The sequence below is a fragment of the Myxococcales bacterium genome (genome assembly GCA_016720545.1).
Taxonomy (GTDB): Bacteria; Myxococcota_A; Polyangia; order Polyangiales; family Polyangiaceae; genus JAAFHV01.
Genome location: JADKKK010000003.1, coordinates 334,120 through 354,984, shown reverse-complemented (window position 1 = coordinate 354,984; position 20,865 = coordinate 334,120). Strand labels below are relative to the sequence as shown.

The following is a 20,865-nucleotide window of genomic DNA, read 5'->3' as shown; positions in this document are numbered from 1 at the left end:
GAGTCGACGAACGCGAGGTAGTCGACCTGACCTATCTCCGCGACACTACGCATCTTCTGAGCTCGATGTTGAGCAGCTTCACCAGCGCGCGGTTCTCGCGGTGCGACAGATCGCGGTAACCACCACGTCACGTCCCACACCGAGCCGGAGCGCGATGTGCGACAGCGCGAGCGCGGAGGCGATCCCGTCGGGATCGGGGTGCCGCGCAGCGAGACCAGCAGATGCTTGCCCTGAGCCAGCTCGAGGGTCTCGGCCAGGGCGCGGGCGCGCTCCAGGACCGGCTTGAGGGACGTTGAGGCGCCGAACAGCTTCGCCTGGGAGTGGAGCGGAATTGTGCTCCCCTCTGGGGTCGGGACGTGAGCCCTTTTGCAGGCACGTCGCAGGTGTCCAGCCCCACGGGGTGGGGCGGCCCGCGCTTGCTTCTCCGGGCCAATGATGGGAAGCACGCCGGGCGCCGACATGCCCGCGAGCCCCGCAAGAAGAGCCTCGTCCTCGGGGCAGCGAGCCCTCCGGGTGCTGCTCCCGCGCTGGTCGTGGCGCTCCCCCGCTCTACTGGTGGGTCGACGCCACCTGCCGGGCGACCTCGGCTGCTCGGGCGCGACCAGGGGATCTTCCAGTACATCGCCTGGGCCGTGCTGAAGGGCGACGTGGACTACCGCGACGTGCGCGACGTCAACGGCCCGCTGACCCACCGGGTCCACATCGCGTTTCTCGTTGGGAGGCGCCGACGAGCACGTCTTCCATGTCCTCGATCTCGAGAGCGGCGTCGCCTTCGCGTTCGTGGGCGCGTGCATCCCTGGATCGGGCGGCGGGCGAGGCCGAACCTTCCGGGCAGGGCCTGCCGCCCGGTGGGTCCGCGAGATCGCCTCCCGGTCCGGCTGGGCGCTGGCCGCCTGGGTGGTGCTGAGTGCGGGCAGTATCTCCTCTACATTTTTGGGACGGCCCAGCGAGAGAGCTTCGCGACTGGTTCCCGCTGACCTCCTCGGCCTCCCGCTCGCCGCCCAAGACCGCATGCGGAACGGCGAGTCCGACGCCGCCATCAGCCGCGCGGGGGAGGGGGCCTGGTTCCCTGGGCGCGCTGCGCTCGTGTGGGCGGGCGCGCTCGCTCATCTTGTGGTTCGGCGTCCCACGTACGCCCTGTTCACGGTCGTTCAGATCGCGACCCTCCTCGTGGACGACGTGCCCACTCCCCGCAAGCGACGGCTCTTCGCCTTCGCGGTCGGCGCGGCGCTCGGCGCGGCCACGCAGTTGCTCTACCTCGCGGTCCTCGGGGACCTGGTGGTGTTCTTCCGCACCTACCTCGTCGACGTGCCGCTCATGTACCGGTTCATCTGGCCGCGCACCCCCTACGAGATCCTCGGCCTCGATGGCTTCTCCACCCGCCGCGGCGGCGGTCGCCACGAGCGCGGTGATGGCGTGAGCCTCATCGCGACGGGCACGCTGCCGCGCCGCGCTCGCCATCGCGCTCGCCCCCCGCTAGTGGCCTCGCGAGCAAATGCTCGCGCAGCGCAAAGGGTTCCCTACCACTTCCACCCGGTGAGCGCGGGGTGAGCCTCCAGTGGGTGCTGCTCGTCTGCTGGTACGCCGAGCGCACCTTCCGCGCCCCGGCGGCGTCCCGATCGCCTCCTGCCCATCGTTGCGGCGCGCCGCGCTCTGCTGCGGGTCGCCACGTTGATGCCGATTTCGCCGTACGTGCAGGGCCTCTGGCTCCTCACGAAGGCCCGGGACCCCATCGAGCGCACGTCGCACGACTACCTCGTGTACTTCCAGACGAGCGACTTCTTCCCGTGGGAGCTCCGTCAGGCCGCCTCTGTACCTGCGCCTCACGACCCAACCGGACGAGCGCGTCCAGACCTACGGCATGGACCCCCCTACGTCCTCTTCCTCGCCCAGCGACTCAGCGCGACGCCCTAAATTTACGCCTACGACCTAACCCGGACGCCGCGCTCGCGGGCGGCAACCTGCCGGATCCCGTCGGCCTCCACCCCAACCCCGTGCAGGCCCGCCAGATCGTGGCCCTCCGCGACGAGCACGAGCGCGACTTCCCTCGCGCGCTCCGCGCGAAGCCGCCGGCCGCGTTCGTTTCACGACAAAGCGCCGCTCATCACCTGGCAGGAGTCGGTCCGCGATTTCGGGGGGAGCACCGCCCCGAGAGCGCGGCGTGGGTCTCGCGAGCTACACGGAGACGGCGAACTCAGGGCACGCGGTCTTCTTGCGGAACGACCGCGCTGTCGGAGCGCGCCGCGCTTCGACCAGCCGTCGGCCCCCGGGTCGTCGCCTCCCGTGACCCTGACGCAGGTCGGGCTAGGTTGCGCGCAAGTTGGTGTTCCGAAAGCGTTCTTGCAGAACGGACCACGCATGGATCCCATCGAGCCGGCGCCGCTCTCCACCACGTCGCCCGCCGGACCGCACCGACCTCCGCGTCGATGCCACCGGCGAGCCGCGAGGCCGACGACCTGCGCGCCCCGCACCTCTATCTGGAACCGCGAGCGTCCTGGCTCGAGTTCAACGCGCGCGTGCTGGCCGAGGCCGAGACTGAGACCGTGCCGCTCCTCGAGCGCCTGAAATCCACGCGATCGTCACCCGAACCTCGACGAGTTCTTTCATGGTCCGGGTGGCCGGCCTAAGCAGCAGCTCACCGGCGTGGTCGGCGAGATCGCCCCGACGGCATGAGCGTGCGGCCGACAGATCACCCGCATCTCCGAGCGAGTGCACGAGATGATGCTCCACCAGGACGAGGTGCTGAAGCACCACCTCCTGCCCGCCCTGGCCGAGCAAGGCTACGCGTGGCTGAAGCCCGCGGAGCTCCCCGAGGACGCGCTCGCCCGCCTCGACGAGCGGTTCCACAGCGAGATCTTCCCGGTCCTCACGCCCATCGCGATCGACCCGGGGCACCCGTTCCTCACGTGCGCAACAAGAGCCTGAACCTCGGCGTCATGTTCTCGCGCGACGGCTCGGGCGACGTGAACTTCGGCGTCGTGCAAGTGCCCACGATGTTGCTCGCCTCATGATGGTGGGCCTGGTCCCGAGCGCCGCGGCGTCGTCGCGCCGCACGCGTTCGTGCTGCTCGAGGACATCGTCGCGCGGCACGTCGACATGATCTTCCCAGGGGTGCGGCTGAAGGGGGTCTACGCGTTCCGCGTGACACGCAACTTCGACATCGAGATCGACGAGGAGGAGGCGGAAGATCTCCTCCAGACGATTCAGCAGGAGAGCCCCGCCGCCGCGAGCGCGGCAACGCCGTCAGGCTGGAGGTGTCCGAGAGTACACCGAGGCGTCGCTCTCCAAGCTGGTGAAGGCCCTGAAGCTCGACCCGTGCGCGACGTCTACCGCACGACGGCGGTCCTGAACGTGAGCGATCCCCTCGCGCTGTTCGCGCGCGAGGAGCGGCGCAACCTGCGGGATGAGCCGGACGTGCCGCTTGCCGTGCCCTGGCTGCGCGACGCGGAGGACATCTTCGCTGCCATCCGTGACGGCGACATCCTGCTTCACCACCCCTACGAGTCGTTCGATCCGATCGTCGAACTCGTCAGCCGCGCGGCCGAAGACCCTGACGTGTTGGCATCAAGCAGACCTCTACTGCGCCGGCGGCGACTCTCCATCGTCAAGGCGCTCGCGCGGGCCGCGGAGTCGGGCAAGCAGGTCACCGCCATCGTCGAGCTCGAAGGCCCGCTTCGACGAAGAGTCCAACATCCAGTGGGCCCGCACCCTCGAGCAGAGCGGGCGTGTACGTGGTCATGGCCTCATGGGCCTCAAGACCCACGCGAAGTGCCTGCTCATCGTCCGGCGCGCGCCGGACTGCGGCGGTACGTGCACCTGTCGACTGGCACCTACAACCCGGGGACCGCGAGGCACTACACCGACGTTTCTGCTCCTCACGTGCCGCACCAGCATCGGGGAAGACGCGTCGTCGCTCTTCAACCTGCTCACCGGCTACAGCGCCCGGCGCGTGGAACCCGCTCATCGTCGCGCCCTCGGCCTCCACGAGGGGGTGCTGGGCCTCATCGCGCGGGAGGCCGAGCAGGCTCGCCACGGGAAGCCGGCGCGCATCGTGGCCAAGATGAACTCGCTCGTCGACGAAGACGTGATCGAGGCCCCTCTACTGCGCCTCCCAGGCAGGCGCAGATCACCTTGCTCATTCGCGGTATCTGCTGCCTGCGACCCGGTGTCCCGAACGTGAGCGAAAACATCAGAGGTGGCGCGCCATCGTCGATCGGTACCTGAGCACGGTCGCGTGTTTCCGCTTCAACGGCGGAAAAGAGGAGGTCCTATCTCTCGAGCGCCGACTGGATGCCGCGAAACCTCACCGGCGGGTCGAGGTGATGATCCCCATCGAGGGCCACCCTGCGCGCGAAGCTCCGCGCGGACATGCTCGATCTCGAGCCAGGACACGGCCGGGTCGTGGGCCCTCCAGAGCGACGGGCGCTGGCCAGGGGTCGGCCAAAGGCGGGCGCGCCGGCGTTCCGCTCGCAGTACCGCTTCCAAGAGCACCGGAGAGGTGGTCCGCGTCGCGGAGGTCGCGGCCCGGCCAGAGCCGCTTCCGGCAGATGCCCACTGCGCAGCGTTCTCCGCCGAGGGCAAGGTGCCGAAGACGACGCGACGCCGCAAGAACCGTCCGACTGAGGTGTGTTGGGGTTGACGCGCGAGCGGCACCTTGGTAGCATCGCCCGTGAGCAAGGGCCGCTCCGCTGTTGCCTCTCGTCGTCACCGCTCTCCGCGACGGCCCTCCTGGGCTGCCCAAGAAGAAGCGACGACACCGGCGGCGCCGCCAATGCTTCGTCGGCCACGGCGAGCGCGGCGGTCGGGCAGCCCGTCGCGACGGCGAGCGTCCAGCGCGCCGAGCGCGCCGGAGCTGAAGCCCACCTGCACGGTGAACCAGAAGGTGTGGACCAAGGGTCAACACTCACGGGGCTCACGGCGGAGGGACCCCTGACGGCACCGACGTCGTCGGGCTCGCGCTCGGTAACACGCCGTGCGTGCTCTTCAACGTCAAAGGAGAGGGCGGCGGGCGGCCTAAAGAAGGTCACCTGAACCCGGCTCGAGTTCGCCAAGCGCCCCGAAGGCCGGCGAGGGACGCGCATCATCTGGCGCGTGACGCCCGCGAAGATCGAGGGCGCGAACGTGGGGCGTTCGTCGACTTTCGCGAGGTTCCAGGGCGCCCGACCCGGCGGGCCCGGAAAGCAGCGCCATCGTGTGCGGCCCCACCGAACGTCACGGAGCGCTGGGGTCGACTGGAAGCGCCCGGCGGTGCTCGATGATCCAAAGACCTCGAAAGACCCGGTGCCGGCGTTCGTCGCCGCCCACCACATCACGGCGGCCTGGCCCTACCGCGAGCGCGACTGCCGTCCGTTCTTCGACCCCACAAGCGCAACGAGGAGGTCGTCGTGTCGAGCTTCAAGGTCCGGTGGTGGACGGAGGCGGACGCCAAGTCCCAGGCGAGGCTCACCATCGCCAGGCCGGAACAGCGAGGGCCCTCGTACGCCACGCCGATGAGCGCGAGCCCGTTCCAGGAATCGACTACGACACCCATCTCCGACGGCTTCGGGATGGCTCGTTCTTCGTGGCACGCGGGCGGCTCGTCGCGTCGTTCGTGTCGCACGACAAGAAGCCGATGGGCGCCGAAGAGCTACCCCGGCTACTCCAGATGCCCGACATCGCCCGCGACGGCGCGACACCGTGCTCATGGCGGCCCAGGCGACCGGCAAGGGGCGTGCAGGACCCTCGCGGCGCGCGCGTCGCGGGCGGTACGCTGCCCGCAGGGCCCACGAACGTGACCGACGAAGACTCACGGCGCACACGGCCCGCGCCCGAGTCCCTCCGCGACGACAAGGGCCAGCGCTGGATCTTACCTCGACGACGTCGAGAAGGGAAGGGCACCTCGGATCATGCCGATCGGCGCTGATTTCCGCTCGCAGGGGCGCGCGTACGCCGTGTCGAAGGACGACGAGAAGGCGTCCGAGGCGCGCCTGTTCGCGAAGCCGCGTGGCGGGTTCACCGTCGTCTACGTGCGTGACGGCGGCGCCGCGGGCGGAGAGCTCGTGAGCGAGGATCTCGACTGCAAGGTGGAGAAGTAGAGTCGCGCGAGGGCGCGTTTTTCGGCCCGCGCCGCGTCGCGCCTGCTAGCTTCCAGGCGTGGTCGCTCGCGTGAATGCGGTGCGTGCGAGGGCGGGAGGGGCCGTGGTCGGCGCGCACCGCCCGCCTCGGCGCGCTGGCGTGGCGTGCGCGTGCGCCTCCACCTTCACCTGGGGCGCCGCCGCGCCCCCGCGCAGCCCGCGCCGAGGAGTCGCGGGCCGCGCCGGAAGCACCGGCGGTGGAGCGGGCGCTCTCTCTTCCAGGAGGAGGAAGCTCTACCAGGGTGGCGACGTCCTCGGCGCACGACAGCGCTTCGCCGAGGCGGAGCAGCTCCACCACGCTCCGGTCATCGTCTACAACCTCGCGCCTGCGACGAGCGGCTCGGGCGCGTCCAGGCCGCCGTCGACGGCTATGAGCGGTACATCGCCGACGAGGGCGAGCGGGGCGAGTTCGCCACCGCCGCCGCGGTCGCCGCCGCACAGCTGAAGGCGCGCGCGGCGCGCCTCCGCGTCGAGAGCGAGCCGCCCGGCATGCGCGTCTTCATCGACGGTGCGCAGCTGCAGGAGCGCACCCCCACCGCCGTGCTCCTCGGCGCGGGCGCCCACCACGTCGTCGTGGAGGCCGATGAGTACCGCGAAGAGCGCGATCTCACACTGGGCCCCGCGCGTCGGAGACGCTCAGGTTCAAGCGGCCCAGTCTTGCGATGCCTGCGCCGCGCGCCCGGCGTCACGCCCCCGCCGGCCGAGGTGCCCGCGCCTACGCCGCCCGTGCCTCCGAAGACTCCGCCGGCTCCGGCGCCCGACGGCTTCGTGTTCGGCGCCCACTTCGTCGCGGTCCCCTACGCCTTCTTCAAGGCCGACAAGGCCCGCAGGAGGCGAGCGCGACCGGCGCCTCCATCGCTCGCGGTCGAGGGCGGCTACGCGTTCACGCGCCGCGCCGAGATCCTCGTCCGCGCGCTCACCGCCATCGGGTCGGAGTGTGGCAGCGTGGCGGGCTCGAACTTCTCTCCATGGGCCCGGCGATCTCCCGTGCGCGCGCGACTGGGCGTGGCTCGGGGTTGGCCTGCTCGGCGGGCAGGCGCAGAGCTGCACCGGGACGACCAAGCTGGCGACGAACATCGTGTTCTCGCCCACCTTCGACCTCGCCTTCTCGGTGGCCACGAAGCCCTATGGCCAGTGGCTCATCACAGCGAGCATTGGCTACTATTTTCGCGAACCCGCCAACGACAACCGCGTGCTCTACGCGCCCATCGGGTTTGGCCTGCGCTTCTTCTGAGCGACGACGTGTGTGCAACCTGCACGTTTGCGCCGGCCCTGGGCTCGCCCGGGGTCAGGGCTCTTGCGCGAGCGCGGGTCGTGCTCGGGCTCGAAGTCGAACGCGTCCGGCAGGAGCGCCGCGAGCCGCGTGTCACGCCGCGCCTCCTTGTCGCCGTCCACGCCCACGAGCGCGATTGGCATGTCGCGCGCGAACTCGCTCAGGGTCTGCCGGCAGATGCCGCACGGCGAGCCGCCGCGCTTGCCCGGCGTGACGATCGCCATCGCCACGGGGTCGCGCTCGCCGGCGGCGATCAGCGGAGACGATGGCGGTGCGCTCGGCGCAGATGCCCGCGGGTAGACGCGTTCTCCACGTTGCACCCACGAACACCCGGCCGCTCTTCGTGAGCAGCGCGGCGCCCACGTGGAAGCCCGAGTACGGCGTACGCGCGCGCCTGGCGGCCGCGGGCCTCGGCGACGAGCGCGGCGAGGAGATCGACCTGGGGCCGGGTGGGCTCGCCCGCTCACGCCGCGGCCCCTTGGATCCAGCCGCGCAGCAGCGCCGTGAGCCGCTCGCGCGCGCCGCGCGCGGTCTGCTCGACCTCGGAGTGATCGAGCTCGGTCTTCGAGAGGCCGGCGGCCAGGTTGGTGATGCAGGACAGCGCGCCCACCCGCACCTTCATGTGCCGGAGGGCGATGGTGTCGAGCACGGTGCTCATGCCCACCGCTTGCGCGCCGGGCGCGGAGCATGCGCACCTCGGCGGGGGTCTCTGCGTCGGCCCGAGCAGGCCGGCGTACACGCCCTCGCGCAAGGAGAACCCCGCCTCGCGGGCGGCGTGGTGCGCGGCGCCGCGGAGCTTCGGGTCGTACGCGGCCGACATGTCCGGGAAGCGCGGGCCGAGCGCGTCGTCGTTGGGGCCCACGAGCGGGTTGTGCCCCGTGAGGTCCAGGTGGTCGGTGAGCACCATGAGATCGCCCGGCGCCCACTCCGGCTCGATGCCGCCGGCGGCGTTCGTGAGTGAGCACCGACTCGACCCCGAGCCTCGCGAGCGTGCGCGCCGTGCACCACGGCCTCCACCGAGTGCCCCTCGTAGAGGTGAATGCGCCTGCACGCACACGACCGGCACGCCGTTCACCTTGCCGAAGCAGAGGTTCCCCGAGTGGCCGACCACCTTCGACTGCGGGAGGTGGGGCAGCTCATGGTAAGGAATCTTTACCAAGTCGTCGAGCGTGTCACCGAAGGCGCCGAGGCCGCTCCCGAGGACGAGGCCGACGCGAGGTTGGTGGAGGACTTGGCGCGCACGGCGCTGACGGTCTCTTCGAGCCGGGCGCGGACGGAGGAGGCACTGTCGATCATGGGGGATCGCAGCATACCCGCGCCCCGTCACGGTCTCGACGATTTCTGCGGCGAGCGCGGCGGAATGCCGTCGCACCCGGGGGGCGTTCCGGGAGGGGCAGGCGCGCGCGCCCGCCGCCTTGCTCTGCGCGCGGTCGACCCCTAGCGTCTCTGGTGGGGGAACGGGCGGAGCGCCGGCCCAGGGAGCTCTCCGCGTCGCTCACGATTGGACGGGAACCATGTCGGACGGCATATTTTTCGGGCTCGTCAGCGCGTTCGCGATCACCCACGCCGCGCCTTTGGCGGGCGCCGTGTACCTCCGCGAGGAGGCGAAGACCCGCCCTACGTGGCAGACCTTCCGGAAGGCGCCCGAGGTGCTCGACCGCAGCGCCTACCGCTCGGGCGGCCCGGTCTTCACGGGTCATCTCAGAGCGCGCGCCGGGGTGGTGCGGCTCGCCGCGCTGAGCCGCTTCGTGATGGGCTCCATGTTCCTGCCGGGCTCGCGTGGGCGCTCCCTCGGCTTGGTCGCGATGGGCGGGGCTCCTCAGCATCCCGGGGCTCGTCCTCGCGGCGTGGCTCTGGCTGTCGGGGTCCAAGCTGCTCCGCTGCGATCCCGTCGGGGCGGTGTCGGCCGCGCGCGCGGCGGCCGTGTCGTTCTACTTCAACGTGCTGCTCGTGCTCGCCTCGGCGACGGCGCTCGCCCTCGACTCGCGCGAGCTCGGCCCGCTCGCGCTGTTCGTCGGCGCGCGTACGCCCTGCTGTCGATCGGGCAGGCCATCCTCCTCGCGGTCGCGGCGAGAGAGGTCGGCCGGCAGTGCGGCGACGTGTCCGAGGACCAGGTGTCTCAGGGCCTCCCACCCGCGCTGCGCACGCTGCTCGACCGGCGGCGCGCGAGGCAGGCGCGCGAGGCGGGCCTCGTCACCGAGTAGGCGCGCCTTCCGTGGGAATGTCGGTCAGGTCGCCACCTCGCCTCCGGCTCGGGGTCGCCATCGACCCTCCGTTCGCGCCTTCGGGCTCACCTTCAGGTTCACGCGGACCACCGCCTGAGGTGGCTTCCCTGGTGCCAACCGCTGAAAAACCCAAGCGAATTCTCTGCTCCACGGCCCTCCGAGGCGCAGTTCGAGGGCTTCGTCCGGTCGCTCTCTCCGGCGGAGCACGCGTCGGTCGCTGCGGGCACGGTCGTGTGGGAAGGGCTCGCCTGCGACCTCGTGAGCCGGCCCGAGGTAGGCGAGCTCGTCGCGGAGCTGCACCGGTCGTACGGGAACCTCCTCGTGCTCGGCCTCCGCGGGGGCCGACGGCGCCGACCGCGCCGCGCGAGCCGCGGGCGTGTTCGACGTGCTCGACCGCCTCGACGCCACCGAGGACGTGGAAGACCGCTACGCGTTCCACCGCATCGTGGTGCTGCTCTCCGGGGCCGCCTGCGCCGCCACCGACCGCCTCGTCCTCGAGCTCGGCGCGCGCGGCGTCGGGCGCGTGGTGTGGCACGAGTCCCTCTGCGGAGCGCGAGGCGGGCGCCGACGGCGTGTGGGGCGCCGTGTTCCTCGCCGAGGCGCGCCGCGCCCTCACCGAGCGCAAGACCGGCAAGCGGGCGCTCTGCGCGGCGGGTGGCGGTATCACCGGGATCTTCTTCGAGCTCGGCGTCATGAAGTGCCTAGACGACTGCCTCGACGCCGGCGGCGCCAACGGCTTCGACATGTACTTCGGCATCAGCGCGGGCGCCGTCGTGAACGGCCCCATCGCGATGGGCTACCCTCGGTCGACGAGTTCATGGCCGCCATCGCCGGCCACCCCGGCGGCCGCATCGCGCCCCTCGATCTGCGCATCTTTCGGCTCGGGCACCTCGACGTCTCCGGCTTCGCGCGGCGCCTCGGCTTCGCCGCCAAGACCGCGTGGACAGGCCTCACGCGACCCCTGCGCCGCGCGCGCGGGCTCTCGCGCGAGCAGCTGTTGTTCGACTACGTGGACCTCGTCGCGCCGCCGTTCCGGGCCGACCGCTTCGAGACCACGCTCCGCGCCATCCTCACCGCGCCCGGCGCCACCAACGACTTCGCGCGCCTCGGCGGCCGGCTCTTCGTGGGCGCGACCGACCAAGACGCCCGCACGCACGTGCTGTTCGGCGACGAGACGCACAGCGACGTGCCGATCAGCCGAGCGATCCAGGCCTCGCTGAGCATCAACCCCGCGTTCTCGGCGACCCCCATCGGCGGCCGCTACTACGAAGACGGCGCGATCACCCGCACGTCGAACTTCGTCGAGGCCATGCGCCGGGGCGCGACGCTCATCTTCGTGCTCGACCCGTTCCTCCCGTACGTCGCGCGGACGCCCGGCTACAACGATCGCCGCGGCCTCCTCTACAACATCGACCAGGACGTGCGCACCATCTCCTATACGCGCTACGAGGCCACGCGAAACTCGGTGCTGCGCAAGCACCCCGACGTGAGCACGTACACGTTCGTGCCCGCCAACCGGCTGCGGCGCCTCATCTCGCAGAACCCGATGGACCACCGGCCCTACCTGGAGATCTGGCGCGGCGCGTACCTCTCCACGCTGAAGCGCCTCACGCACCTGCGCCACAGGCTCGAGGGCGATCTGCGCGTGCATGGCGTGGGGCTCGCGTTCGATCGCGCGGCGGCAGTGGCCGAACGGCTCGAGCGCGCGCGCACGCTCCGCTTCGACGACTTCTTCCCCGACGGCGTGGTGTCGCTGCGCACCCCGCCGCTCGGGGCAATGCGCTCGCGAGCGGCGAGGCGCGTCCCGCGTGGCCGCCGCCCAAGGCGTCCGCGCGTCGCCTCGGCGAGCCCGCCCGCGAGGCGAGCTAAATCACCGAGTATGATCTTCGATCAAGCCCGGTGCCTCTCGGCCACAAAGCTGGCCGATTCACCCCTCCGGCTTGTCCGCTCCCGCGGCCAACGTCGTCCGAAGCTCCAACGCGGTCTTCATCCCGAGTGCCGCCGCGCTCGGGCGAACCCCCGGAAGGGCGGATTTGCGCAGTCCGGAGTTGTGCTCAGCATCGCACAAGTGCTCTCGCATTGTGCGTAGAAACGGAACGATTCGTTCAGCTGGCGCTGTCTAAACGCGAGGCACCGAGAGGCCCATAGTGGCGTGGTCCGAAACACCGGAAGGAACCACGCAATGACGACGAACACGCCCACCTGGACGCTCGACCCCTCCCACTCGAGCGCCACCTTCTCCGTGCGACATGATGATCACGAACGTTCGGGGGGCTTTCAGAAGCTCTCCGGCCGCGCCACGTTCGATCCGGCGAACCTCGAGGGGGCCTCGGTGGAGGCGTCGATCGACGTCGCGTCGATCGACACGCGGGACGAGAAGCGCGACGCGCACCTGCGCAGCGCCGACTTCTTCGACGTGGACCGCCACCCCGCGATCACCTTCACGTCGAAGGCCGTGCGCCGGGCCGGCGCGAAGCTCGAGCTCGTGGGCGATCCACCCCTCCGCGGGACCACGCGCGAGGTCGTCCTGGAGGGTGGACGACCCACACCCGAGCACGTCGACCCGTGGGGCAACACCCGAATCGGCGCGGAGGCGAAGACCAAGATCGCGTCCGGAGTTCGGCATGACGTGGAACTCGGCCCTCGAGGCCGGCGGCGTGCTCGTCGGCGACGAGGTCACGCTCGCCTGGACGTCTCCCTCGTGAGGCAGAAATGAGCGCGGTCGCGCTGCGCAGCCCTCGCTGGCGGTGCTGGCGACGCTGACCGCGGTGGACGGTCGCCGCGCCTTCGTCGGGTGCCACCGAGCTCAAGTTCTCCTCGGCGACGGGCTCGAAGATCGCGTGGGTCGGCTCGAAGGTGACTGGCAAGCACGAGGGCGGGTTCAGCGACCTCAAGGGCACGGTACGGCTCGTCGATGGCGCGCCGGAGAAGAGCTCCGTTCACGTCGACATCGACGCCGCCTCGATCACGAGCGACGCCGAGAAGCTGACCGGTCACCTGAAGTCGCCCGAGTTCTTCGACGTCGGCAAGTTCGCCAACATCACCTTCGACTCGACCGCGGTGAAGGCGGGCGGCGACAAGGGGGCTACGCACACGGTGACTGGCAACCTCGCGCTCCACGGCGACCAAGGCCGTGACGTTCCCCGCGACCATCAAGATCGAGGGAGAGGGCGCCCGGTGGAGGCCGAGTTCTCCTCAATCGAAGAGACTTCGAGCTCACCTATCCCGGGAAGAAGGACGACCTCATCCGCGACGACGTCGTGGTGAAGCTGTCGGTCAAGGCGAAGAAGTGAGCCGGAGCACCACGGCGAGACCTCGCGACCTTGATAGATAAGACGTTTCTGTCTTGATGCTCGCCGTCGCCGTCGCCGCAGCGCCCACGCTTCGCTCAGAGCTGCTGCTAGGGCACCACGGGCGACCTGGCCCACCTTCGGCCCCAGCCGGGCCCTGGTCCTCGAGCTCCACCGGCGAGTCCTTCGACGGCGGAGCGCTGGTGAGCGCGCGGAAGGCGCCCTGCACGTGGTGGAGGTAGCCAGGGCGGTGGGTCGATCGACGAAGCGCACGACGTGGTGCTCGTCGAGGACGAGGGTCGAAGCTGCTGATGCCGAGCGGGCTCACGAGCGCGTGCCCGGAGTCGAGCACGAGGCGCTCGTGCACACCGTACCGCGCAGCCAGCCGGATCGGCCGAGCCATACGCGACGTTCACCTGCGGCACGCCGAGCCCGCCCTGCTGGTCGATCGCGCGCATCGCCCTCGAACGCGGGCATGCAGTCGGCGCACCCCTGGCGCCACCCGTGCACCACGAGCGGCCCGCCCGGGGGCGCGGGGGCGCGCCCGCCTTGTGTGGCGGAGACCTCGGGCAGCACCACGCGGCGCCCCTCGAGCCCGACCCCGGCGGGTGTCACCGAGACCCCCTTCGCCGGCGTGCGCAGGTGTTCGACGACGCGGAGGCCGGCGACCCCGAGGGCGACACCGAGCGCGAGCGTCAGCGAGTAGAAGAGGGGCCTGCGATCGGGCGCGATGCGGATCGTCGGCAGGGCGCCCGCACGGTACGGATCGCGGCGTTCGTTCGCCCTGTTCTGGCTCGCAGGGGGCATCGGGTTCTGGCTCGCGGGGTCCGTCACCTGCGTCATCGTAGCCGACGTCGCCGCTCCGGCCAGCCCTCGCCGATCACAGGACGCGCGGGCGTTCGTGAACAGCGCACGCGGCCAGTAGCGCACCGGCTCGACGCCGTCCGCCTCGATGAGCTCGGCCTGGACGCGCGCGTAGTCGTAGCAGTTGAGCTCGTACTGATTGCCCCAGGGATCGGCGAGGTTGTAGGCCCAGCACAGGTCGAAGTCGACGATGTCGCCCACGCGGAGCGGCTCGCCCGAGGGGCTCTGGATGGCGCCCGGGAGCGAGCGCGCGAAGGCGATGAACGCGGCCGCGTCCAGGCTGAACGCGACGCCGGTCTTCTGCGGGATCATCGGGTGTCCCTCGCTCGCCTCGAACAGCGCGAGCATCGTGTGCCCGCCGTCGGCCGAGAGCTGCAGGGGACCGCCCTCGAAGGCCTTTGCCCAGAAGTCGAACCTCTCCACGGGCTCGAACCCAAGGTGCTCGGCGTACCACCGCGCCGCCTCGGCTCGGTTGGGCACGCGAACGTGCACGTGATCGAGCCGGCCCATCCGGAACTTCGTTTCGCTCACAGTCCCCGGCTCCTTGCTTACTCCACGAGCACGTCGATGAGCTCGACGTCGAACACGAGGGTCGCCTTGGGCGGGATGTTGCCGTTGCCCTCTCGCCCGTACGCGAGCTTGTAGGGGATGACGAGCTTCCGCTTCTCGCCCGCGCGCATCCCGAGCATCGCCTCGGTCCACCCGGGGATGACCTGGCTCAGGCGGAAATCGAACGGCTTGCCGCGCGAGCGCGAGCTGTCGAACTGCGTGCCGTCGGTCAGCCATCCTGTGTAGTGTGCACGCACCGTCGAGAGCCGCGTCCGCGGCTGCGCGCCGGCGCCGGGCCGCAGCACGGTGTACCGCAGGCAGCTCGGCGTGGTGACCCACTCGCCCACGACCGGCTCGCCGGGGAGCGCGCCGAGCTCCACGTTCGGGCACTTTGCGGCCTCCGCGGGCGGGAGCGGAGGCGGAGGCGGCGGCTCGGCGGGCGGCGGGGCGGTAGGCGAGATCACGGCGGAGCCCGGGGTGGGCGGCGCCCCACACGCCGTGAGCGTCGACGCAGCGAGCGTCAGCGCGAGGACCAGTGACGCGGAGCGAGGCGAGCGGGTGGAGCGGGTGGAGCGGGTGGAGCGGGGCATCGCGAGCGTGCTACGCGACCTCTGCCCTGCGCCGCAAGCTCTTCGCGAGGCGCGGCCCGCCGCGGCCTGCGCGGGAGCCCCCGCGGCTACGGGAACAGCGCGGAGCCTGGCGAGGTAGGCCGGCACGCCCGGCTCACCCTCGGCGGGCGCCCACGGCGCGCTCTGCGTCCCCGAGCGGGGTGTAGGGGCCGGCCTTCGCCTCGAAGAACACCGTGCCGGGCTCGAGCGCCACGACCGTGTGGAACAGGCCGTGCGGCACGTCGCAGCCCACGGCCTCGCCGGCCGCCGAGAGGCGCACCGCGCTCACCACGGCGCCCTCGTCGTCGAGCGCGACGAAGCCGAGCGCGCCGCGCACGACGACGAGCGTCTCGCCCTTCATGGGTGACAGGTGCCGGTGCGGCGCGACGTAGCTCGAGGGCTCGATCGCGTTCAGCAGGCGGTGCGCCGGGAAGGGATCGGCGGGGTGGAAGTTGCGGTTCTTGCGCCCGCGCGGGGAGGCCTTCGCCTCTTCCGTCAGCTCGTCGAGGAGCGCCGTGTCGATCAGGCGAATCGTCATGGAACTGGCACGGCGGTCGAGCCTCAACGAGCTCGACCAACCCCCCTCGGGTCGTGGCAACTTGCGGAGAGCAAGGGATTCGAACCCTTGGTAGGTTTCCCTACACCTGATTTCGAATCAGGCACCTTCGGCCACTCGGTCAGCTCTCCGCCGGCGAAATTGGTCGATTCTCGGGGCCTTGTCAAGCGCTCCGAGGCAGCGGGATGTGGCGGCGCGTCGGTCTCGCAGGTGGACTCGCCGAAGGGCAGGCGAGGAGACCCTCGGCCGAGCTACGGTGGTCGCGTGAGCTACCGCAAGCGCGCCGCCCCGATCGCCTTCCTTGGGTGCCTTGCCGCCCTGGCTCAGGCTCGCCCCGCCGCTGCCCAGCCACCGCTCGATCCTGGGGCCGCTGCCGACGCCGCGGCGTCCGCGGCCAACCCGTCGCCCGGCACGCCGCCTCCGACGAGCACGCCGCCTCCGACGAGCGCGCCGCCTCCGACGAGCGCGCCGCCTGTCGCGCCTCCCACGGCCTCGCCCGCGCCGACGAGCCGCCCCGCGCCGCCCGCCGCCTCCGCGCCCGAGTCCAAGTTCACCCTCGGCGGGTACGTCGAGGCGTATTACTCCTACAACTTCAACGACCCCTCGAACGGCCTCACGAACTTCCGCGCGTTCGACAACCGCCACAACGCCATCACGCTCCAGAACCTCGTCGCCGACCTCGGGTGGGAGTACGACGCCGTGTACGCCTCTGGGGCCATCCAGTTTGGCCAGGTGGGCGAGACCTACTACGGAGCCAGCGAGCCCGCTCTGCGTGGCTCCTCGGGCACCAGCCCGGGTGGAGTGGAGGTCTTCAAGCACATTCAGAAGGCCTATCTCGGCTGGGGCCCCACCAAGGCCCTGCGGCTCGAGGCGGGGCTCTTTACCTCGCCCATCGGGCCCGAGTCGATGCCCACTCACGAGAACTGGACCTGGTCGCACTCGCACCTTTTCTACGCGCTCCCTTTTTATCACTCCGGGGTTCGCGCGGGATACGAGCTCGAAGCAGCACACCGTGCGGGCCGGCGTGTACAACGGCTGGAACAACGCGCTCGACAACAACGCCGAGAAGTCGATCGCGCTCGAGTACAACTACACACCCTCCGAAACCGTGGCGTTCGCCACGCAGTATTTTACCGGCGTCGAGCGCCCCACGGGCGCGCTCGAGGGGCGCGCGTGGCGGCACCTCCTCGACGCCTCGCTGAAGGTGAAGGCCACGCCGTTCCTCGAGCTCCTCGCCGACGTCGACGGGGGCGTAGAGCCCAATCGATTCGGCACCTCCGCGTGGCTCGCGGGCATCCTCGCGGCCCGCGTGAAGGCGACGAGCTGGCTCTACCTCGCCGGGCGGCAGGCCATGTTCGGAGAGAAGCGCGCAAAGCAAGGGCTCGACGTCGCCGACCCCATCGCCATCCCCGCGTCGTGGATGAGCTCCAGCACCGCGACCGTCGACGTCCGTCCGGTGCCGCATGTCTCCGCGAAGCTCGAGTACCGGCACGACGCCGCGGCGGGGGACATCTTCTACCGGGGCGCGGTCACCGGCGACGGCGACGGGACCCCGTTCGAGGCCAACGCGCGCTCGCAAGACACCGTGACGCTCGGGCTCACCGCGTGGTTCTGAGGCGGAGGTGTGCCGGAGGTGCGCCGGGAGGGCCGGGTACCCCGCGATCGCCGGTCCACTGCTAGTGTGGGGTGAATGAGGTCGACCCTGTCCCGCTGCGCCGCGCTCGCGGCGCTCGCGCTCCCGCTCTCCCTCGGCGCGTGCGGCCGCACGTCCACCGCCTCTCAGGTCGAGCCGCCCGCGCCTGCGTCGCCGCCACCCGCGTCCCCCATCGCTCCGGGAACGCCGCTCGCCGCGACCCCGACTGCGCCCGCGCCCGCAGCCCGCGCGAACGCGAGCGCGACGGGCGGCGCGGTCGTGGGGCTCCCGGGTCTCGCGTCGTGGGGGGCGCTCTCCGCCGCCGAGCGCGACCGCGTGAAGCGCGCGCCCATTCTCTATTTGCACCAATCGGTCGGTCAGGACCTCGAGGACGGGTGCGAGGCCAACGGCTTCAAGTTCGAGTACTTCGGGCCCGAGAGTCGCTCGCTGGTGAATGGCCCGAACGGCGGCATCTTCACCGACGTCGGCAACGTGCCGAACGGCGAGCCCTTCAAGAAATTCGACGTCGTGCGGCGCTCGCTGAAGGTCACCGGCGGCGCCGCGAAGATCGTCGCGTTCAGCTTTGGCTACGCCGACGTGCGCGACGAGGACCTCCCCAAGGTGCAGACCGAATACGCGCGCCTCGTCCGCGACGTGAAGGCGCAGGGGGCGCGCTTCGTCCACATCACCCCGCCGCTCGTCTACAGCGTCGCCGAGAACCCGCCCAAGCAGCGGCTCCGCGCCTACATGCTCGCCACCTTCAAAGACGACGTGATCTTCGATCTCCAAGACGTCGAGAGCCTCGACGCCGGCAAGCGCTGCGAACAGGGCGGCGTGTGGCGCATCTGCCAGGCGAACCGATCGACCCCGGGGTGCGCGAGCAAGGGGCAGGGGATCGACGGCGACGGCGCCGGGCACCTCTGCGAGCGCAAGGCGCGCGAGCTCGCGAAGGGCCTGCTCTACGCGTTTTACCTTGCAGGAGCGTGAGCGCGCGGGCTCGCCGTCCTGAGGGCTCGAAGAGGAGCTGCAACTCTGCCTGATCGAGCGGGGGGGGCGACCTCGCTCGACGGCCTCGGGCGGTGGTCCCTTGCCTCCTCCCGAGTGGGTCGGGGAGATCGATCCGTTCTACACGCAGGCCCGTGTGTCGACGCGGTGCTGAGAGGCTGTTCGTGCGCCTGCCGCCCGAGCCCGACCACCGCGGGAGCGCCGAAGCCCGCGCCGCTCGACGGACGGCGCGCGTCGCTACTGGTCGCTCGCGTCGCCCGCGTCGGGCGGGAGCGGGGCGAGGCACGGCTGCGGGGTCGCGTCGGGGCTCGCGTCGGGCCTCGCGTCCGGTCTCGCGTCGGGCGAGGCGTCCGGGGGCAGCGGGGTGAGGCACGGCTGCGGGGTCGCGTCGATGGCGACGCTGAGGCACGGCTGAGGCGACGTCTCCGACGACGCGTCCCCCGGCGAGCCGGCGTCGCCGGTCATCGAGTCGGTGCTGCACGCCGCCACGAGCGACGCGCCCGCCAGGCCCGCGAGCGCCGCGGTCACGAAGCGGCTCCTGCGCGCCAAGATGGCCGCGCGGTCCTCGTCGGCCTCGGCCTGCGCCGGCGCGATCGCCGGGGTCTCCTTCTCATCGCCGCTCACGGGCGCACCAGCTTGATCGGGGTGCGGGTGGGGCTGTACGTGTTGTCGACCTCGCCGTCGACGACGCGCATGGGGTCGGTCGCCTTCGCCTCGCGCAGCAGGGTCTGGTAGCTCGGCATCGAGCCGTCGATGAGCTTCGCGATGAGCTGCCCCTCGGCCATGCCGCTCTGGTATTCGGGGGCCTCGATGCCGTTCGTGATCGTGTCGAGCACCTTCGTGCCGCCGGGCTTCACGAGAAAATACCCCTCGTTGTAATAGTTGTAGGATACACAGCTGTCGATGAAGAGCAGCTGGTAGGTGGAGGGGAAGTCGCTGGCGCGGAAGTTCGCGGGGTCGAGCGGGCCGCGGCCAATGTACGAGTGGCCGTTGAACACGAACACGTCGCTGGTCTTGATGGCGCGCTTGTAGGGAGTCGCCCCCTCCTCGGCGCCGAAGCTCGTGTTCAGGACGATGCCGAATTCCTTCGCGGCGCCGCCGTTGATCGACACCTTCGTGGGCATGTCGAAGGTGAGCCAGTGGTTGTCGAGCTTCTGGGCCATCTTGACGCGCAGCTCGGTCTTCTCGGCCGCGGTGAGGCCGCTCGGGTAGCCAATGTCGTAGACCGTCCACTGGATGACGTCGGCGAACTTGAGCCCCTCGAGGCGCTTGTTGCCCACGGTCACCGTGGTGATGTCCTCCGGGGGATCGATCTTGGTGAGGGTGAAGCCCGGGTGGGCCTCGAACACCACGCCGAGCATGTCCATCCACTCATAGTAGCCGTCGTCTTTGGTGGCCTCGACGTGGTCGTGGGCGAGGCGACCGGTGAGCGCGCCGATCGTGAGCTTGCCCGGCGTGACGCCCTGGGAGAAGAGCTTGTCGTACTCGGGGTAGGTGGAGCCGCGTGTCGTCTTCGCGGCGCCGAGGCTCATGGTGGCCGGCACATAGAGCCTGTCGAGCTGCGATCGCGGCACCTGCGTGCGCGCGTCGGCGAGCTTCGCGCGGTCGGCGTCGACCTTCTCTTGCTCGTCGGTGATCGCGGCCTTGCACGAGGCCTTGCTCGGGTTGAAGTCGTACCAGAGCAGGCCCGAGGCGGCGTCGTCGCGCGCCTCCTTGTCGTTCTTGGTGCACGCGGCCACGATGGTGGCGCGGTTCGCCTCGGTGTCGAACGCGCCGCCGAGGACGGCGAGCGGCAGCGACGTGCGCCGCGAGAGCGCCGTGGGGACGACCGCGTTGTCGCGGTACTGGTACTTCACCTCGAGCTGGGCCTTGCCGCGGTCGCCCGGGTTGTTGGTGTCGAAGACCGTGACCTCGCGCTTCTTGAAGGTGGTCGGGCTGATGTCCTTCAGCTCGCGGCTCTCGACCGAGATCTCGAGGGCGAGGAGCGCGCCGAACGCCGACTGGCTCTGCGCGCGCGCCGCCTTCAGGATGGTCGCGTCGCTCGCGCCCACCTCGACGTAGACGAGCCCCTCGAACCGCAGCTCGCGGGAGCGCGCCGTGAGGCTCGTGAGGTCGTCCTCGTCGGTCGCGGTGGGCGTGCCCTCGTCGATCGTGGCCGAGCAGCCGGGGAGCCAAGCGCCGAGCGAGAGGAGCGCGGGGAACGCAAAGAGCGAGAGCCCGCGCGCGAGGATCCAGACGATGACTTCATGGGGTGCCTTTCGAGCGATTTCGCCCACGTCACCCTACTTCAAGGGGGCCGGCGAGCAAGGGACGGGGGGAAGAAAAGGGGGTGGTGGTGGGCGGTGGGGAGGGGCGGGCGTTCAGGGCGGCGGTGGGTTGTGGGTGTCGGGGCGCCGGGGTCTCCTGGGCGCCCAGCAAGCGGAGCGGGGGGCAACGCGGGCTCACGTCGTGCTCCACGGCAGAATTGCGACGCCGGGCGCCACTCCCCCGCCGCCGTGCCAGGTGGCCTGCACGGCGCTGCACGGCGTCAGCGCCTGCAAGAGACCGTGACGTAGGAAACCGTCCGGGTGGAACCCCCCCAACTCTTATCCGGCGCCGTCGCGCGGCATTCGTGGGCAAGCGAATGGACGGCGCCCTGCTCCGCGCTCCAGGTCCAACGGCACACGCTATGTGCGCGTCAACCGTGGGCGAGTCGTCGCGTGCCTGGTCGCTCTGGCGCGCGAGCTTGGGATCGACGCTGGCGTGTCGT

Annotated in this window: 18 protein-coding genes, 1 tRNA gene and 4 pseudogenes; 14 read left to right on the top strand and 9 right to left on the bottom strand. The window is 70.8% G+C overall.

Features of this window, described 5'->3' with window-relative positions:
• Nucleotides 1-714 precede the first annotated feature (714 nt).
• The 8 genes and pseudogenes from IPQ09_08585 to IPQ09_08550 all read left to right on the top strand — a co-directional run bounded on the left by IPQ09_08585 (nt 715) and on the right by IPQ09_08550 (nt 7,347).
• Entirely contained in the window at nt 715-1,551 is an 837-nt protein-coding gene (locus tag IPQ09_08585) for a hypothetical protein (GenBank protein MBL0194260.1), read from the top strand.
• 123 nt (nt 1,552-1,674) lie between these two features.
• Nucleotides 1,675-1,914 (top strand): hypothetical protein, encoded by a 240-nt coding sequence (locus IPQ09_08580; protein MBL0194259.1) that lies wholly within the window; start codon nt 1,675-1,677, stop codon nt 1,912-1,914.
• A gap of 512 nt (nt 1,915-2,426) precedes the next feature.
• Nucleotides 2,427-2,627, top strand: a complete 201-nt coding sequence (locus tag IPQ09_08575) for a hypothetical protein (GenBank protein MBL0194258.1) — start codon at nt 2,427-2,429, stop codon at nt 2,625-2,627.
• Nucleotides 2,628-2,718: 91 nt separating this feature from the next.
• Nucleotides 2,719-2,925 (top strand): hypothetical protein, encoded by a 207-nt coding sequence (locus IPQ09_08570; GenBank protein ID MBL0194257.1) that lies wholly within the window; start codon nt 2,719-2,721, stop codon nt 2,923-2,925.
• 135 nt (nt 2,926-3,060) lie between these two features.
• A complete protein-coding gene (locus IPQ09_08565) occupies nt 3,061-4,224 on the top strand; it encodes a hypothetical protein (protein ID MBL0194256.1) in 1,164 nt (387 codons plus the stop codon).
• Nucleotides 4,225-5,885: 1,661 nt separating this feature from the next.
• Nucleotides 5,886-6,074 carry a hypothetical protein gene (locus tag IPQ09_08560; GenBank protein MBL0194255.1) on the top strand — a complete coding sequence of 63 codons (189 nt, stop codon included), beginning with the start codon at nt 5,886-5,888 and terminating at the stop codon, nt 6,072-6,074.
• Nucleotides 6,075-6,602: 528 nt separating this feature from the next.
• Nucleotides 6,603-6,710, top strand: a pseudogene (locus IPQ09_08555) (PEGA domain-containing protein).
• A 340-nt stretch (nt 6,711-7,050) separates the two neighbouring features.
• Nucleotides 7,051-7,347 carry a hypothetical protein gene (locus IPQ09_08550; GenBank protein MBL0194254.1) on the top strand — a complete coding sequence of 99 codons (297 nt, stop codon included), beginning with the start codon at nt 7,051-7,053 and terminating at the stop codon, nt 7,345-7,347.
• Here IPQ09_08550 and IPQ09_08545 read toward each other — a convergent pair.
• Nucleotides 7,311-7,821, bottom strand: a pseudogene (locus tag IPQ09_08545) (cytidine deaminase). The gene IPQ09_08550 and the pseudogene IPQ09_08545 sit on opposite strands and share 37 nt — an antisense overlap.
• Before the next feature lie 28 nt (nt 7,822-7,849).
• Entirely contained in the window at nt 7,850-8,758 is a 909-nt protein-coding gene (locus IPQ09_08540) for a purine-nucleoside phosphorylase (protein ID MBL0194253.1), read from the bottom strand.
• A gap of 142 nt (nt 8,759-8,900) precedes the next feature.
• On the opposite strand from IPQ09_08540, the gene IPQ09_08535 reads away from it, so the two are divergent.
• From IPQ09_08535 to IPQ09_08520, 4 genes and pseudogenes are all read left to right on the top strand, one after another.
• A complete protein-coding gene (locus IPQ09_08535; GenBank protein ID MBL0194252.1) occupies nt 8,901-9,590 on the top strand; it encodes a hypothetical protein in 690 nt (229 codons plus the stop codon).
• Between the two features lie 838 nt (nt 9,591-10,428).
• A complete protein-coding gene (locus IPQ09_08530) occupies nt 10,429-11,700 on the top strand; it encodes a hypothetical protein (GenBank protein MBL0194251.1) in 1,272 nt (423 codons plus the stop codon).
• Nucleotides 11,701-11,793: 93 nt separating this feature from the next.
• Nucleotides 11,794-12,327, top strand: a pseudogene (locus tag IPQ09_08525) (YceI family protein).
• 140 nt (nt 12,328-12,467) lie between these two features.
• Nucleotides 12,468-12,878, top strand: coding sequence for a YceI family protein (locus IPQ09_08520; protein MBL0194250.1), 411 nt, complete (start codon nt 12,468-12,470; stop codon nt 12,876-12,878).
• A gap of 347 nt (nt 12,879-13,225) precedes the next feature.
• Here IPQ09_08520 and IPQ09_08515 read toward each other — a convergent pair whose 3' ends face one another.
• The 5 genes and pseudogenes from IPQ09_08515 to IPQ09_08495 all read right to left on the bottom strand — a co-directional run bounded on the left by IPQ09_08515 (nt 13,226) and on the right by IPQ09_08495 (nt 16,032).
• Entirely contained in the window at nt 13,226-14,296 is a 1,071-nt protein-coding gene (locus tag IPQ09_08515) for a VOC family protein (GenBank protein ID MBL0194249.1), read from the bottom strand.
• Nucleotides 14,297-14,313: 17 nt separating this feature from the next.
• The gene (locus IPQ09_08510) at nt 14,314-14,778 is read right to left on the bottom strand and encodes an FKBP-type peptidyl-prolyl cis-trans isomerase (GenBank protein ID MBL0194248.1); all 465 of its coding nucleotides are present in this window, start codon (nt 14,776-14,778) and stop codon (nt 14,314-14,316) included.
• Between the two features lie 252 nt (nt 14,779-15,030).
• Nucleotides 15,031-15,460: pseudogene (locus IPQ09_08505) on the bottom strand (WbuC family cupin fold metalloprotein).
• 64 nt (nt 15,461-15,524) lie between these two features.
• Nucleotides 15,525-15,609: transfer RNA gene (locus tag IPQ09_08500), tRNA-Ser, on the bottom strand.
• 192 nt (nt 15,610-15,801) lie between these two features.
• Nucleotides 15,802-16,032 (bottom strand): hypothetical protein, encoded by a 231-nt coding sequence (locus IPQ09_08495; protein ID MBL0194247.1) that lies wholly within the window; start codon nt 16,030-16,032, stop codon nt 15,802-15,804.
• Between the two features lie 218 nt (nt 16,033-16,250).
• Between IPQ09_08495 and IPQ09_08490 the strand changes: the two genes are divergently transcribed.
• Both IPQ09_08490 and IPQ09_08485 read left to right on the top strand, forming a co-directional pair.
• Nucleotides 16,251-17,093 (top strand): outer membrane beta-barrel protein, encoded by an 843-nt coding sequence (locus tag IPQ09_08490; protein MBL0194246.1) that lies wholly within the window; start codon nt 16,251-16,253, stop codon nt 17,091-17,093.
• Between the two features lie 75 nt (nt 17,094-17,168).
• Nucleotides 17,169-18,098 (top strand): hypothetical protein, encoded by a 930-nt coding sequence (locus IPQ09_08485; protein MBL0194245.1) that lies wholly within the window; start codon nt 17,169-17,171, stop codon nt 18,096-18,098.
• Between the two features lie 255 nt (nt 18,099-18,353).
• On the opposite strand, the gene IPQ09_08480 is transcribed toward IPQ09_08485, so the two are convergent.
• Together IPQ09_08480 and IPQ09_08475 are read right to left on the bottom strand one after the other, a co-directional pair.
• A complete protein-coding gene (locus IPQ09_08480) occupies nt 18,354-18,740 on the bottom strand; it encodes a hypothetical protein (GenBank protein MBL0194244.1) in 387 nt (128 codons plus the stop codon).
• Nucleotides 18,737-20,392 (bottom strand): hypothetical protein, encoded by a 1,656-nt coding sequence (locus tag IPQ09_08475; GenBank protein ID MBL0194243.1) that lies wholly within the window; start codon nt 20,390-20,392, stop codon nt 18,737-18,739. The genes IPQ09_08480 and IPQ09_08475 overlap by 4 nt, the downstream gene beginning before the upstream one ends.
• Nucleotides 20,393-20,865: the final 473 nt, after the last annotated feature.